The sequence below is a fragment of the Acetobacter senegalensis genome (assembly GCF_001580995.1).
Lineage (GTDB): Bacteria > Pseudomonadota > Alphaproteobacteria > Acetobacterales > Acetobacteraceae > Acetobacter > Acetobacter senegalensis.
Genome location: NZ_LHZU01000123.1, coordinates 40,839 through 52,772, shown reverse-complemented (window position 1 = coordinate 52,772; position 11,934 = coordinate 40,839). Strand labels below are relative to the sequence as shown.

Genomic DNA, 11,934 nt, shown 5'->3' with positions numbered 1-11,934 from the left:
CGGCAGCGCTGGTTGCCTGACGTGGAAGGCAGGAGGAACACGAGGCTTCCCCTCAGCCTTCCCATTGTACCATGCGCGAGGGCGCACCGCGTCAAGGACGCATGGTCCCCCCAATTTTGCCCGACGCACCCTTCGGGCACGCCGAACAAAATCGGCTCCCCCACGCGCCGGCGAGCCGGTCGCCTGCGGCGATCCCTGACCCGGTCCGCCCCGGCATGAGCCGTCCGTCCTGTCTTCAAGAAATGAAAGGAGCAGGACGATGACCACGCACTACGACCATATCCAGATGCTGCGCGCCGAACTGACCAGCTTTCACCTGAGCCGCCGCGAGCGCCGGCAGATCGAGCGCGAACTCAAAGAAGCACTTTCCCGATGCGCGGCAGAGCGCCACGACGAGACGGCCCCCGCATAGCGCGGGGGTCTTTTCGTATGATCGCCCGTACCATCGGAAATTCAGACGCCGATCTGCTTTTGCCATCCTGCTGAAAGATATAGTGTTGAATATCCATAATGCGACTATTATAGTCGTATTTCTGGTGTGTTGGCCTCGCGTGTCGGATGTGATCGTGGATGATCACAGGCCGACAGGTAAGGGCGGCACGGGCACTTCTGAACTGGACACAGGAGATGCTTGCTGAAAAGGCCCTCGTAGCATTGACCGCGCTCAAGCGCCTTGAATCCGAACGCGGTCTCGGCGTTCACGAAGGCACAGCCGATCAGGTTCGCCGCGCGCTGGAAGCGGCGGGCATCCTGTTCATCGAGTCCGGACAAGGACGCGGCGTCATGTTTCTTCACGAGACTTCCGGCACCGAAACGCGGCAGGCTAGGGTGCGTCGCGTTCGTTCTCCGACCTGATCGGCTCCATCATGCAGAAGCCCCCGCTCGACCCGTCCGTCGCCGACAGCGCCCCGGAAGCGTCCTGTCTCACCGGCTATGACGAACAGCACCTCATCACCTATCTCCGCCTGCTGGACGCCGAGGCCGATGGCGCCGACTGGCGCGAGGTGGCTCGCATCGTGCTGCACCGCGACGCCACAGTTGACCCCGAGGGCGTCTACCGCTGCTGGCACAGTCATCTGGCGCGGGCGCACTGGATGACCGAGCATGGCTACCAGCATCTCCTGCGCGGCGGTGCGCCCCACTGACATCCTGAATCGTTGCGTGACCTGCAAGACCTGTTGCAGGACCGGGGCGTAGCGGGCAACGGGACGGTCTGGCATACTCTCGCGAGCAAGTGCTTGCCCTGTTCCCACCCGTTACGCATCGGAGACGACGCCATGAGCCGCGCCAACTGGCGGTCGGCGGGCGCGTACGAGGGCCTGCGGTCGCTCGACGCCCCTGCCTTTGCCTTGCAGTTTGTCAGTCGCAATCGGGACTTTATCCGCGATCGTGCCGCCCTTCAGCGCGCCGCGCGCCGGGCCGCGCTGTCCACGTCAGACGCCGACGCCTTCGCCCGGCGCTGGGGGTTGCGATTTCGAGAGTGTCCTCACGACCCTCGATCCACGCACCGCCCTCTGGACTGTTGCGGTATCGCCGGCCGTGATTGCGGTTGCCCCCCTGCCGACAGCACTGGCTGACGCGGCGTCTCGTCCGCTCTCCCTCGCCCGGGCAGGACTGCCGCCCGACATGGCGGAAGAAGTGCTGGTCGAGCGGGGGGAGACGATCCTGCGCCTGTACGTCCTGCCGCCTGACGGGGCTCCGGTCGGCGTGTTGCTGCCGTTCGACGCATTGTTCGAGGTACGCGTCCAGGCCGCCTTGCGGCTCTGGCGCGTGCTGATAGATCGGCGTCCCGGTCGTGATCCGGCCCGCCTGTCATCCGATCGCATCCGCAGGCTGATCCTGGCGCTCCGTACGCTTGACGGTCTGGACAGCGGGGTATCGCAGCGCGAGATCGCCGGCGTTCTGTTCGGTCGGGAGGTTTCCGCTGGGGACTGGCTTTCGCACGATCTGCATTTCCGCATGAAACGGCTGGTACGTTTTGCGCGGGCGCTGCGCGACGGAGAATACCGGCGTTTCCTGTTGCATCCATTCCGGGGGCGATAGGACGACTCGTCCTTTCGTGTGCCACTTCACAGACAATCAAGACTTTCGAGAAGCAGCCAGCATCCGGTTTTTCTTGACGTGGGGGACGGCAACGGCCAGCGGTGAAGGCATGGATACCATCAGCCTCCTCGCTCTGCTTCTGACCATCTCGGCAGGATTCAGCATTCTCAATCACCACACGTTTCGCCTTCCTGTGACGATCGGCGTGCTGGTCTTCTCACTGCTGGCTTCCCTGCTGGTCATGATCCTGAATCCATTGATACCGGCCTATGACCTTCAGGCTCTCCCACGGTCTGTGCTCGGAGCGATCAAGCTCCCCACGGCCCTTCTGAATGGCGCGCTGTCCCTGCTTCTGTTTGCCGGGGCCACACAGGTAAACGTTGGACATCTGCGCGCAAAGCTTGCCTCTGTGGCCGCCCTCTCTGTTTTGGGAACCGTTCTGGCCGTTGCCTTTCTGGCGATCGCGGCATGGTACGTCTTCCCCCTGTTGGGCCACGCCATTCCTTTTGCATGGTGCATCGTCCTTGGCGCCATTCTCGCACCAACCGACCCGGTTTCGGTCGTCGGAATGCTGAAACGTCTCGGACTGCCCGGACCGCTTCAGGCCGTTTTTGCAGGAGAGAGTCTGTTCAATGACGGCGTGGGCGTTGTCATTTTCGGTGTCACGATCGGACTGGCAACTGGGGACAGTCAGGGAGTGACCGCCTCAGAGGTTGCTCTCAGCTTTTGCCGTGAGGCGATTGGTGGCGGTCTGCTGGGCGCACTGACCGGATGGATCGCACTCCGTGTGCTTAAAGGACAGCGGGATCCGCATATCGATCTGCTGACATCGCTGGCTCTGGCGACCGGAACCTTCAGCATCGCCAACCAGCTTGGCATGTCAGGTGCGATTGCCGTCGTCGTGGCGGGACTGTGCTTTGGAACAAGCTACAGCCATTCCGTTTTCGATGAGGCATCCCGAAAGGAACTCGATATCGCATGGACACTCATTGACGAGGTGCTGAACGTCCTGCTGTTCATGCTGATCGGCTTTGAAATCCTGGAGATCACGCTGCATCTGTTTACGGTGCTGGCGACACTTGCCGTGATCCCGCTGTCCATTGCCGTGCGGGCATTGAGCGTGCTGTTTTCAACGCTTCCGGTTCATCTCAGGCAATGGGAACAGGGCCGGGTTCTTGGGATCCTGACCTGGGGTGGTCTGCGTGGCGGCATCTCGGTTTCGCTGGCACTGGGATTGCCACCCGGAGACTTGCGCGACCTGTTGTTGCCGGTCTGTTACGGCGTCGTCGTGTTCACCATCATCGTGCAGGGACTGACCATGGAGCGGGTTGCCCGTAGGCTTTATCCGGCATCCGTCTAAGTGGTAATTTCGCTTGTTTCACTTCGGTCAACATGATGCGACGTGGTTGTCGCGCTACCATGGAGCGTCGATTTTCCGTTTCCAGTATTTAGTTGTCTACTGAAAGAACATGAATGAGAAATACAATGTATAACATACAAATACTTTATTTAAAAATATAGTTTTGATTTTAACATTAGGAGAAAATTTAAACATGCCAAATCGGATTGATAGGAAATCACCTATACGCATCATGCTGGATACAAACATTTGGAGTGAGTTCGCTAAAGCTGACGTAGGTCCTGATTTGCACCGGGCTATTAAACGTACCAATAATATTATTGTCGTTCCACCACTAATTCTTTTTGAAGCTCTAGCAACCCCCGCTGATGAGTATCGTCGTCGATTAGTAAGGTTACTTACTATGCCCACTTGGACACGCCTAATGCCAGAGGCTTACACTTTATCTCAGGAAATTATTTCAGAAGTTAAGCGATTGCGACCCGAGTGGCTCCGTCATGACCCCAAAACTCAACGCTTCCATCAGCTACGTTATGATTGGACGCGAAAGACCAGAGGATTCTGGGAGCGAGCACGTTATCGTTCGGAATTACTTAGAAATGCATTACGGGAGGATGGTGGATGGCCCCGTAATTTACTCGAAATGGCAAGGAAAGATTATGCTGATCAACGAAGCCTAAGTAAGGAGCAAGGCATTCGTGATATTGGTTCACTCAAAAATTGTGAGGGAACATTTCCAGCCCCTTTGCCCGAAGGGATCACAGATGAACCTATTCAATGCTGGAGGATACGTTCGTGGGCTTCTGTAACAAGAGCGCTGGCATATCCTGAACACCCTCTTGGTGAATGGTTAACGCCTTTTCTTGATTTTGATCGGATGCAGTTTTCTTTGGCATCGTGGAATCGTTTTTGGTTGCGAGAAGTCAATGAAAAACAGATGAAATGCTTCTGGTTACACTATGCTTTCGAAATGCTGCAGTCCGTACAAAAAGTAACACCTGGGACGCCTGCTGATGCAGCGTTGTCCGTCTATCTCTGTGAAGCTGACTTGGTTATATCTGCAGATAAAAATTTTATACGAAACATTGATGGAGTCAGGAATGATGCACCATGTGGAGTTCCTATTGCAAGAATAGTACAAGGCGGATCGTCTGGTATCCAGGAGACCTTGGATATCGTAAATAATTGTTATTTATAAATATAATAATTTAATGAATTGTTATTTATTTTCATAAATTATATTTATTAAATACTTCCAATATGACTTATATTCGCGGTAGGCATACCGTGATTTTTCACCTGTCACGGACCGATCTCATGCTTCTGCGAGATCGGTCCTAGTTCCGAACCTACCCGCTCCGCCACGCTGATCCTTGCTGGCCGCATTTGTCCTGCGGCCCCAGACAGCGATCACGGAGCCACATCATGTCCGCCAATTACAGCGACCTGCCGCCGCGCTATCTGCGCACGCCCGACGCTTCGCGCTTCGTCGGGCTTTCCATTCGCACCCTGGAAAAACACCGGATCTACGGCACCGGCCCGCGCTATTCGAAGCTCGGCGGCCGCGTGGTCTACCGGGTCGATGAACTACAGGCCTGGGTCGAGAGCGGGGCACGCGCCCACACCTCGGACACCACCGCCGGCACCGTGTCGGCTGCTGCGCGGCAAAGCCCGCTGATCCCGCCGACATCGCCGACCTCACGCGGGAACCGACGCTGATGTCCCCGACGGGCAGAACGCGCTCCGAGCGCGAGCAACTGGAACTCTTCCACGCTATCGCGGGAGATTTTGCGCCTCGCGATGCGCAGGATCTGATGGCGTTTCCGTTCTTCAGCCTCGCCAAATCCCCTCGCATGGTCCCGATCGATTACCGGACCCCGGATGTCACGATCCGGGTCGAGGCTTCCGCCGAACATGGCATGGCCACGATCTGGGATGCCGACGTGCTGATCTGGGCCGCCAGTCATCTCGTTGCCGCGCGCGACGCCGGTCGGCGCACGTCGCGGCTGATGGTGGCCAGTCCGCGCGAGATCCTGACATTCATCGGCCGGGGCGACAGTGCGCGGGATTATGAGCGGCTGGAAGCGGCCTTCGACCGGCTGCAATCCACCACGATCAAGACCTCGCTCCGGCAGACCGGCAAGGGGCAACTGCACCGCTTTTCCTGGATCAACGAATGGAAACGACACACCGCGCGGGAAGGGCGCACCCGCGTGATCGAATTGATCCTGCCCGACTGGTTCTACCAGGCGGTTCTCGACGACGCGCTCGTGCTGACCATCGACCCGGCTTATTTTGACCTCACAGGCGGTCTGGAGCGCTGGCTCTATCGCATCGTGCGCAAGCATGGCGGTCGCCAGCGCGCGGGCTGGGCCTTCGGCCTGCGCCATCTCTACGAAAAATCCGCCAGCCTTTCCCCCTATCGGCGCTTTGCCTTCGAACTGCGCGAGATGGCGAAACGGCAGCCCTTTGCCGGCTATCGGCTGTCGGTGCGCCCCGACCGTAACGGCAATGACACGCTGGCTTTTGCGCCTGTCAAATTATCCACAGGCACCTGTGGACAGGCTGTGAATTCATCCGTGCTATCAGTTGTGGATTTATCCGTGCCATCACTGCCACGGCATCCGTGCTATCGTTTGCGGAAAACGCCGAATCACAACGTTGAATCAAACGGTTATGGCACCCTTAACTTAGAATCTAACTTAAAAGAGTCTAACTTTAAGGATGTTGGCCCCCCTTCCGATCCGTGGATAAGCCCCGGAGAGGGGTCATGATCGTGGCCTTCCTCAACCAGAAAGGGGGTGTCGGCAAGACGACGCTGGCACTGCATCTCGCGGGCCAATGGGCTCGGAAAGGCCGGCGCGTGACGGTCATCGATGCTGACCCGCAGGGCTCGGCGCTGGACTGGTCGGCGCAGCGCGCGCGGGAAGGACTGCCCCGGCTGTTCGGCGTGATCGGCCTCGCACGCGACACACTTCACCACGAGGCGCCCCAACTGGCTCAGGGGGTGGACCACGTCGTCATCGACGGTCCACCGCGGGTGGCGGCACTGCTGCGCTCCGCCCTGTTGGCTGCCGACCTGGTGCTGATCCCTGCCCAGCCCTCGCCGTTCGACGGCTGGGCCTCGGCCGAGATGCTGCGGTTGCTGGAAGAAGCGCGCCTATTCCGTCCTGGCCTGCTGGCCCGTTTCGTGCTCAACCGCTGCGCCGCACGCACGGTCATCGCTCGCGAAACGCGGCTGGCGCTGGTGGGGCATGAGCCAGCGGCGCTGGCGGCACGGATCGGCCAGCGCGTTGCCTTTGCCGATGCTGCGCGTTCCGGCCGTCTTGTGTGCGATCTTCGCCCCCAAGGGATAGCCGCCCGCGAAATCGCCGCCCTGACGGCCGAGATCAGGGGGTTGGTATCATGACCCTCCTGACCAGCGACAGTGCGCTCCTGATGCCCTGGCACGGCACCTATGACATTATCATGGCCGACCCGCCCTATGGCGATACGTCGCTCGCCTGGGACCGGCGCATGGCGGACTGGTCGGCAAAGGCGCGCGACCGCATCGCCTCCGTGTTGCCGCTCGGCGAAGGAAGCGCGCCATGACGGGACGTCGCACGCTGCCAGGTTTCGCCGCGCGTCCCGCCGATCCTGAACGCTGGGTCAGGACGCCGAAAAATCCTGCAACTACCAACCGTTTTACCGCCCGGCTGACCATCGACGTCACGCCGACGCTCCGTGCCCGCCTCAAGGTCGCGGCGTTCCAGCGCGGCATCACGGTCGCCGACATGCTGCGCGCTCTGCTGGCCCGCGAGTTCCCCGATACCTCTGGAGATGCGCCATGACCGACACGCTTGCCCATGTCGAACTGACCTGGATCGAGAAGCGCATCGAGCACTGGATCCGCTTCGGCTCTGTCGCCCATGAGCAGATTCTCGATCGTCGGCGGCGGATATTGAGCTTTCCGCCGAACACCGTGTTCGCCTTCCTGCGCTGGGCGGCGAACGATTATGGCACGGTGGTGTCCTGCATTGACATCGTGCGCGTCACCCGTCCCGGCGAGCCCTATCAGACGGTGCCGTTCGTGCGCCCCGGCGGCGAAAGTCTACTGCGCCAGAGCGGCTGGCCGAAGGTCCGCCTGGTGCTCGAAGCGATCGACCGCATCGAGACGACCGCCATTGACCCCGTCGATGTGGCCCCCGAGCATTGGCGGCATCTGCACAATCGGATGCTCGCCGGGCAGGCACCACGCCCCTACACGCGCGACCGCCATCAGGCCTGGCTCCGCCGGAGGGCGGTGTCATGACGCGCTTCGGCTGGTTCTTCACCACCTATTTCGCAATCCTCGGTGCTGGCACGTCAGTGGTGATCCATCCGGCACCCCGACTGATCTGGAACGCCACCGCCAGCACGCCGGTCGGGCTGTATCGCCTGCAATCGGTAAGCCCCCTGCATGTCGGTGATCTGATCGCGATCCGACCGCCCACCGACATCGCCGGAATGCTGGCGCGCGGTGGCTATCTGCCGCTCGGTGTGCCGTTGCTCAAGCCGGTCGCGGCACTGCCGGGACAGGTCGTGTGCCGGAATGGCGCCGTCGTTTCGGTCGACGGCAAGGCGCTCAGTAATGCGTTGACCCGCGATCATCGCGGTCGCCCGCTGCCGGTCTGGCAGGGCTGTCGACACGTCTTGCCCGGCCAGATTTTCGTCATGAACCCGGCAGTTCCGACCAGTCTCGACGGCCGCTATTTCGGCGTCCTTCCGGTCGATGCGGTGCTCGGCCGTGCCCAGCCACTGTGGCTCATGGCGTCACCGATTTCTCCCAACCCCAAACAGAAATGAGGCTGACATGGCTCAGATCGGAACTTTTACGCGCACGGCTGACGGCTTCGCCGGTCGCCTGCGCACGCTCGCCCTCGACGTCGAACTGACGATCGTGCCGGCGACATCGTCGGACGCCGAGCATGCGCCCGACTATCGCGTCCATCTCGGTGACGCCGATGCCGGACCGGAGATCGGAGCAGGCTGGAAACGCACCGGCGAGAAGGCGGGCACTTACCTCTCGCTCGTTCTCGACGACCCCATGCTGGCGCAGCCGATCCGCGCCAATCTGTTCCAGTCCGACCGTCAGGGCCGTGCCTTTCATCTGGTCTGGAGCCGCCCGGTGAAGCGCGATGACCGGCGGTAAATCGGCGATCCGGCTGTTCGGTGTCGTGCTTCCGGTCGTCGTGTCCATGACGATACCGGGGCATATCGCGGTCGCTGATCCATACGCCGACATGATCGCGGAGGCGGCCATACGTGCGCAGATTCCGGCCTCGTGGATTGCTGCCGTCCTGCATACCGAGAGCAGAGGCGATGCGCATGCCGTGTCGTCGGCAGGTGCGATGGGGCTCATGCAGGTGATGCCCGGAACATGGGCCAGCTTGCGTACGTCGCTCGGCCTCGGCGACGATCCGTTCGACCCGCACGACAACATCCTGGCGGGTGCGACCTATCTGCGCTGGATGCGGGACCGCTACGGCGAGGCCGGGTTTCTTGCCGCCTATAATGCCGGTCCCGCGCGCTATGATGAGCATCTGACGACCGGCCGACCGCTGCCTTCCGAGACGCGGAATTACGTTGCATCGGTCAGCGCACGGCTGGCTCTGCCGCTTGCCGATGACATCGTGATCAGCACTTTGGCGGCATCATCCTGGCAGGATTCCTCCCTCTTTCCGGCGTCATTCCTGCGCGCAGAAAATGCCCCTCGGCATGGCGAGAGCGCGCACGATCCGGTGCATGCCGACGACGCTCGCCCGACAGACTGGACGGCGCTCGCACCGCAGTCGGCCGGTCTGTTCATCGCCTCAGGGCATGGGGAAGCACGTCGATGACCCTCGTTCCGGTTCATCGGGCGTTGGCGGGCTGTGGGTGCCTCGGGGATGGGGTGCCGAGGGGAGACAGGCAACGGAGGGAAGGACGGCAAGGTAAAAGTAGCGCCCATTCGGGGCTGCATGTGGTTGTTTTGATTGGAGAATTTTCCCTGTCATCACGCACCGCCTGCGGCTCTTTGTCCATTTTCTACAATGTTTTCAACGATCCGGGCGCCGTCAGGCGCACATCGAAGCGGGGAGCAGGCCATGGCGACGCGCGATGACAGCCTGACTGTCCGGCCCGGACGCATCCAGCATGGCAATTGGAGGGCGCGACCGAAATCCTTCGTCGGCGAGGTCATGCGGGCCGCGAAGAAGGCCGGTCATACCGGCACCCGCTTCGGCGCGAAGGGCAGGGGAGGCGGCGGTGGTTCCCGCTTCGGACGCGGTCGACGTGCGGCGCTGTCCATGCGGCTGCGCAGCAACGCCCGTCGCGTCGTGGTCAAGGCGCGGGTCGTGCGCCAACAGGGTACGCGGTTTCGCTCGGCGCCGCTCGCCCGGCACATCGCCTATCTCAGGCGCGAGGGCGTCACCCGCGACGGTGCCAAGGCCCATCTGTTCGATGCTGGGTCCGACGAAGCGGACAGCAAGGACTTCGCGGAACGCTGCGAAGACGACCGTCATCATTTCCGCTTCATCGTCTCGCCCGAGGATGCGGCGCGGATGGAAGACCTGCGGGGTTTTGCGCGCGAGCTGATGCAGGACATGGAACGCGACCTCGGCACAAGGCTGGACTGGGTCGGGGTGGATCACTGGAACACTGACAATCCGCACGTCCATATCCTGGTGCGCGGCGCGGCCGATGACGGCAGGGATCTGGTGATCAGCCGCGCCTATATCAGCCAGGGCCTGCGCGACCGCGCCGCCGAACGGGTGACGATGGAGCTTGGCCCGCGCAGCGAGCACGAAATCCGCACCGCCCTGGAGATCGAGATCGGTGCCGACCGCTGGACCAGCCTCGACCGGGCGATGCAGGAGATCAGCGACGAGGGCGGCGGCATCGTCGATCTGCGGCCGGGCGCGGGTGCAGAAGATCCGGAACTGCGCCGCCTGCTGGTCGGCCGGGCGACCAAGCTGGAAGGGCTCGGTCTCGCCGAACCGGTCGGGGTGGCGCGCTGGACCCTCAAGCCGGGGCTGGAGGCGACGCTGCGCGATCTCTCCATCCGGGGCGACATCATCAGGACCATGCACCGTGCCATGTCCGGCGGCGGGATGGAACCCGATGTGGCGGGCTTCGCGATCCACGGCGAGGCGCCGGCCGATCCCGTCATCGGCCGGCTGGTCGAGCGCGGACTGGATGACGAGTTGAAGGGCTCCGGCTACGTGGTCATCGCCGGCACCGACGGGCGGACGCATCATCTCCGCTTCCCCGATCTGGACCTGACTGGCGATGCCAGTACCGGTGCGATCGTCGAGACCCGAGCTTGGGAGGATGCCAAAGGCACGCAGCGCCTGTCGCTGGCGACCCGGTCGGATTTCACGCTGGCTGAGCAGGTGACGGCACCCGGTGCAACCTGGCTCGATCGCCAGTTACTCGCCAAAGAGCCGGCACTGGCCAATGCGGGCTTCGGCGCGGAGGTCCGCGCGGCGATGGCGCAACGGATCGACCATCTGGCCTCCGAGGGGCTGGCCCGGCAGCAGGGCGAGCGCGTGGTGTTCGCACCCGACCTGATCGGTACCCTGCGCCAGCGCGATCTCGATCAGGCGGCGGCCGGGCTCGCGGCGCAGACCGGGCTGGAACACCGGCCCGCGAAGGAAGGCGAGATCGTCTCGGGGGTTTATCGCCAGCGGGTAGTCCTGTCTTCGGGTCGGTTTGCCATGGTCGATGACGGGCTGGGCTTCCAGCTTGTGCCGTGGCGCCCGGCGCTGGAGCAGAAGCTTGGACGGCAGGTTTCCGGCACGCTGTCGCCGGGCGGAGCGGTGGACTGGAATTTCGGGCGGAAGCGCGGGCTCGGGATTTGACGTCGGGTGGCCCGCCTGCGGATTTTCGGCTGACAAAGTAGATGCTTCATAAGTATGATGAAGTATGCTCGTCTGAAAGGAGCCGTCTCATGTCCACGATTGAACGTATGACCATCACCGTGCCGTCCGAAATGGCCGCGATCCTGCGCCAGTCCGTCGACGGTGGCGAATATGCCTCGACCAGCGAGGTGGTGCGCGAGGCGTTGCGCGAATGGATGCGCCGACGTGATACCGACCGTCGCGATCTCGATGCCCTGCGGGAGGCGATCCGGCTTGGTGATGAGAGCGGGTCGAGCATCCCGGCCGAGACCGTCTTCGCCGAATTGCGGGACGTGATCGCCCGTCGCCGGGCACAGGGATGAAACGGCTCGGCTTCGCTCCGGCCGCGCGTGCCGACCTTCTGGAGATCGCGCTCTATATCGCCGAGGACAATCCCGAGCGGGCCATGAGCTTCGTTGCCGAACTGGAAGCGAAGGCTGTCACCGCAGCGCAGCATCCGAGGAGCTTTCCGGCACGCGATGAGATCAGTCCCGGATTGAGGGTCATTGTTCACGGCCGCTATCTGCTGTTCTTCCGTGAACTGGTCGATGAGGTACGCATCGTCCGCGTGCTTCATGGCGCACGGGATCTGCCGCAGATATTTGACTCGTAAAGTCAGGGCCTCCCGTGAGA

19 protein-coding genes are annotated in these 11,934 nt (G+C 62.0%); all 19 read left to right on the top strand.

What is annotated here, in order from left to right; translation table 11 throughout:
- Positions 1 to 259 precede the first annotated feature (259 nt).
- The 19 genes from AD948_RS18385 to AD948_RS07295 all read left to right on the top strand — a co-directional run bounded on the left by AD948_RS18385 (position 260) and on the right by AD948_RS07295 (position 11,914).
- Complete coding sequence (locus AD948_RS18385) at positions 260 to 412, top strand: hypothetical protein (protein ID WP_169797395.1); 153 nt, start codon at positions 260 to 262, stop codon at positions 410 to 412.
- A 215-nt stretch (positions 413 to 627) separates the two neighbouring features.
- Positions 628 to 855: an XRE family transcriptional regulator gene (locus tag AD948_RS07375; RefSeq protein WP_456303760.1), complete on the top strand. Its 228-nt coding sequence runs from the start codon at positions 628 to 630 to the stop codon at positions 853 to 855.
- A gap of 11 nt (positions 856 to 866) precedes the next feature.
- A complete protein-coding gene (locus AD948_RS07370) occupies positions 867 to 1,145 on the top strand; it encodes a DNA -binding domain-containing protein (RefSeq protein WP_061471350.1) in 279 nt (92 codons plus the stop codon).
- Positions 1,146 to 1,277: 132 nt separating this feature from the next.
- On the top strand, positions 1,278 to 1,577 hold the full coding sequence (locus tag AD948_RS18680; protein WP_244985112.1) for a transcriptional regulator domain-containing protein: 300 nt from the start codon (positions 1,278 to 1,280) through the stop codon (positions 1,575 to 1,577).
- 49 nt (positions 1,578 to 1,626) lie between these two features.
- Positions 1,627 to 2,043 (top strand): DUF2285 domain-containing protein, encoded by a 417-nt coding sequence (locus tag AD948_RS07365; protein ID WP_061471349.1) that lies wholly within the window; start codon positions 1,627 to 1,629, stop codon positions 2,041 to 2,043.
- 109 nt (positions 2,044 to 2,152) lie between these two features.
- Positions 2,153 to 3,403, top strand: coding sequence for a cation:proton antiporter (locus tag AD948_RS07360; RefSeq protein WP_061471353.1), 1,251 nt, complete (start codon positions 2,153 to 2,155; stop codon positions 3,401 to 3,403).
- 193 nt (positions 3,404 to 3,596) lie between these two features.
- Entirely contained in the window at positions 3,597 to 4,601 is a 1,005-nt protein-coding gene (locus tag AD948_RS18145; protein WP_156478978.1) for a type II toxin-antitoxin system VapC family toxin, read from the top strand.
- Between the two features lie 227 nt (positions 4,602 to 4,828).
- Entirely contained in the window at positions 4,829 to 5,122 is a 294-nt protein-coding gene (locus tag AD948_RS07350; RefSeq protein ID WP_018307952.1) for a helix-turn-helix transcriptional regulator, read from the top strand.
- Positions 5,122 to 6,177 (top strand): replication initiator protein A, encoded by a 1,056-nt coding sequence (locus AD948_RS07345; RefSeq protein ID WP_061471347.1) that lies wholly within the window; start codon positions 5,122 to 5,124, stop codon positions 6,175 to 6,177. The genes AD948_RS07350 and AD948_RS07345 overlap by 1 nt, the downstream gene beginning before the upstream one ends.
- Entirely contained in the window at positions 6,174 to 6,812 is a 639-nt protein-coding gene (parA, locus tag AD948_RS07340; RefSeq protein WP_061471346.1) for a ParA family partition ATPase, read from the top strand. The genes AD948_RS07345 and parA overlap by 4 nt, the downstream gene beginning before the upstream one ends.
- Complete coding sequence (locus AD948_RS07335) at positions 6,809 to 6,994, top strand: hypothetical protein (protein ID WP_061471345.1); 186 nt, start codon at positions 6,809 to 6,811, stop codon at positions 6,992 to 6,994. The genes parA and AD948_RS07335 overlap by 4 nt, the downstream gene beginning before the upstream one ends.
- Positions 6,991 to 7,233 (top strand): ribbon-helix-helix protein, encoded by a 243-nt coding sequence (locus AD948_RS07330; RefSeq protein ID WP_061471344.1) that lies wholly within the window; start codon positions 6,991 to 6,993, stop codon positions 7,231 to 7,233. The genes AD948_RS07335 and AD948_RS07330 overlap by 4 nt, the downstream gene beginning before the upstream one ends.
- Positions 7,230 to 7,694, top strand: a complete 465-nt coding sequence (locus AD948_RS07325) for a DUF2840 domain-containing protein (protein ID WP_061471343.1) — start codon at positions 7,230 to 7,232, stop codon at positions 7,692 to 7,694. The genes AD948_RS07330 and AD948_RS07325 overlap by 4 nt, the downstream gene beginning before the upstream one ends.
- Entirely contained in the window at positions 7,691 to 8,227 is a 537-nt protein-coding gene (locus AD948_RS07320) for a S26 family signal peptidase (protein WP_061471342.1), read from the top strand. The genes AD948_RS07325 and AD948_RS07320 overlap by 4 nt, the downstream gene beginning before the upstream one ends.
- Before the next feature lie 7 nt (positions 8,228 to 8,234).
- Positions 8,235 to 8,573, top strand: coding sequence for a DUF736 domain-containing protein (locus AD948_RS07315; protein WP_061471341.1), 339 nt, complete (start codon positions 8,235 to 8,237; stop codon positions 8,571 to 8,573).
- Positions 8,560 to 9,261 carry a lytic transglycosylase domain-containing protein gene (locus tag AD948_RS07310; RefSeq protein WP_061471340.1) on the top strand — a complete coding sequence of 234 codons (702 nt, stop codon included), beginning with the start codon at positions 8,560 to 8,562 and terminating at the stop codon, positions 9,259 to 9,261. Before AD948_RS07315 ends, AD948_RS07310 begins: the two co-directional genes overlap by 14 nt.
- A gap of 246 nt (positions 9,262 to 9,507) precedes the next feature.
- Positions 9,508 to 11,262, top strand: a complete 1,755-nt coding sequence (locus AD948_RS07305) for a relaxase/mobilization nuclease domain-containing protein (protein ID WP_061471339.1) — start codon at positions 9,508 to 9,510, stop codon at positions 11,260 to 11,262.
- A gap of 89 nt (positions 11,263 to 11,351) precedes the next feature.
- Complete coding sequence (locus tag AD948_RS07300) at positions 11,352 to 11,624, top strand: type II toxin-antitoxin system ParD family antitoxin (protein WP_019086914.1); 273 nt, start codon at positions 11,352 to 11,354, stop codon at positions 11,622 to 11,624.
- Positions 11,621 to 11,914 (top strand): type II toxin-antitoxin system RelE/ParE family toxin, encoded by a 294-nt coding sequence (locus AD948_RS07295; protein WP_061471338.1) that lies wholly within the window; start codon positions 11,621 to 11,623, stop codon positions 11,912 to 11,914. Before AD948_RS07300 ends, AD948_RS07295 begins: the two co-directional genes overlap by 4 nt.
- The last annotated feature ends 20 nt before the right edge of the window (positions 11,915 to 11,934 follow it).

What these genes read in the sequence shown, in the direction of transcription:
- AD948_RS18680 (WP_244985112.1), top strand. Translation starts at nt 1,278, where the DNA reads ATGAGCCGCGCCAACTGGCGGTCGGCGGGCGCGTACGAGGGCCTGCGG.
- AD948_RS07320 (WP_061471342.1), top strand. Translation starts at nt 7,691, where the DNA reads ATGACGCGCTTCGGCTGGTTCTTCACCACCTATTTCGCAATCCTCGGT.
- AD948_RS07365 (WP_061471349.1), top strand. Translation starts at nt 1,627, where the DNA reads ATGGCGGAAGAAGTGCTGGTCGAGCGGGGGGAGACGATCCTGCGCCTG.
- AD948_RS07300 (WP_019086914.1), top strand. Translation starts at nt 11,352, where the DNA reads ATGTCCACGATTGAACGTATGACCATCACCGTGCCGTCCGAAATGGCC.
- AD948_RS07305 (WP_061471339.1), top strand. Translation starts at nt 9,508, where the DNA reads ATGGCGACGCGCGATGACAGCCTGACTGTCCGGCCCGGACGCATCCAG.
- AD948_RS07360 (WP_061471353.1), top strand. Translation starts at nt 2,153, where the DNA reads ATGGATACCATCAGCCTCCTCGCTCTGCTTCTGACCATCTCGGCAGGA.
- AD948_RS07345 (WP_061471347.1), top strand. Translation starts at nt 5,122, where the DNA reads ATGTCCCCGACGGGCAGAACGCGCTCCGAGCGCGAGCAACTGGAACTC.
- AD948_RS07335 (WP_061471345.1), top strand. Translation starts at nt 6,809, where the DNA reads ATGACCCTCCTGACCAGCGACAGTGCGCTCCTGATGCCCTGGCACGGC.
- AD948_RS07330 (WP_061471344.1), top strand. Translation starts at nt 6,991, where the DNA reads ATGACGGGACGTCGCACGCTGCCAGGTTTCGCCGCGCGTCCCGCCGAT.
- AD948_RS18145 (WP_156478978.1), top strand. Translation starts at nt 3,597, where the DNA reads ATGCCAAATCGGATTGATAGGAAATCACCTATACGCATCATGCTGGAT.
- AD948_RS07350 (WP_018307952.1), top strand. Translation starts at nt 4,829, where the DNA reads ATGTCCGCCAATTACAGCGACCTGCCGCCGCGCTATCTGCGCACGCCC.
- AD948_RS07370 (WP_061471350.1), top strand. Translation starts at nt 867, where the DNA reads ATGCAGAAGCCCCCGCTCGACCCGTCCGTCGCCGACAGCGCCCCGGAA.
- AD948_RS07375 (WP_456303760.1), top strand. Translation starts at nt 628, where the DNA reads ATGCTTGCTGAAAAGGCCCTCGTAGCATTGACCGCGCTCAAGCGCCTT.
- AD948_RS07310 (WP_061471340.1), top strand. Translation starts at nt 8,560, where the DNA reads ATGACCGGCGGTAAATCGGCGATCCGGCTGTTCGGTGTCGTGCTTCCG.
- AD948_RS18385 (WP_169797395.1), top strand. Translation starts at nt 260, where the DNA reads ATGACCACGCACTACGACCATATCCAGATGCTGCGCGCCGAACTGACC.
- AD948_RS07325 (WP_061471343.1), top strand. Translation starts at nt 7,230, where the DNA reads ATGACCGACACGCTTGCCCATGTCGAACTGACCTGGATCGAGAAGCGC.
- AD948_RS07315 (WP_061471341.1), top strand. Translation starts at nt 8,235, where the DNA reads ATGGCTCAGATCGGAACTTTTACGCGCACGGCTGACGGCTTCGCCGGT.
- parA (WP_061471346.1), top strand. Translation starts at nt 6,174, where the DNA reads ATGATCGTGGCCTTCCTCAACCAGAAAGGGGGTGTCGGCAAGACGACG.
- AD948_RS07295 (WP_061471338.1), top strand. Translation starts at nt 11,621, where the DNA reads ATGAAACGGCTCGGCTTCGCTCCGGCCGCGCGTGCCGACCTTCTGGAG.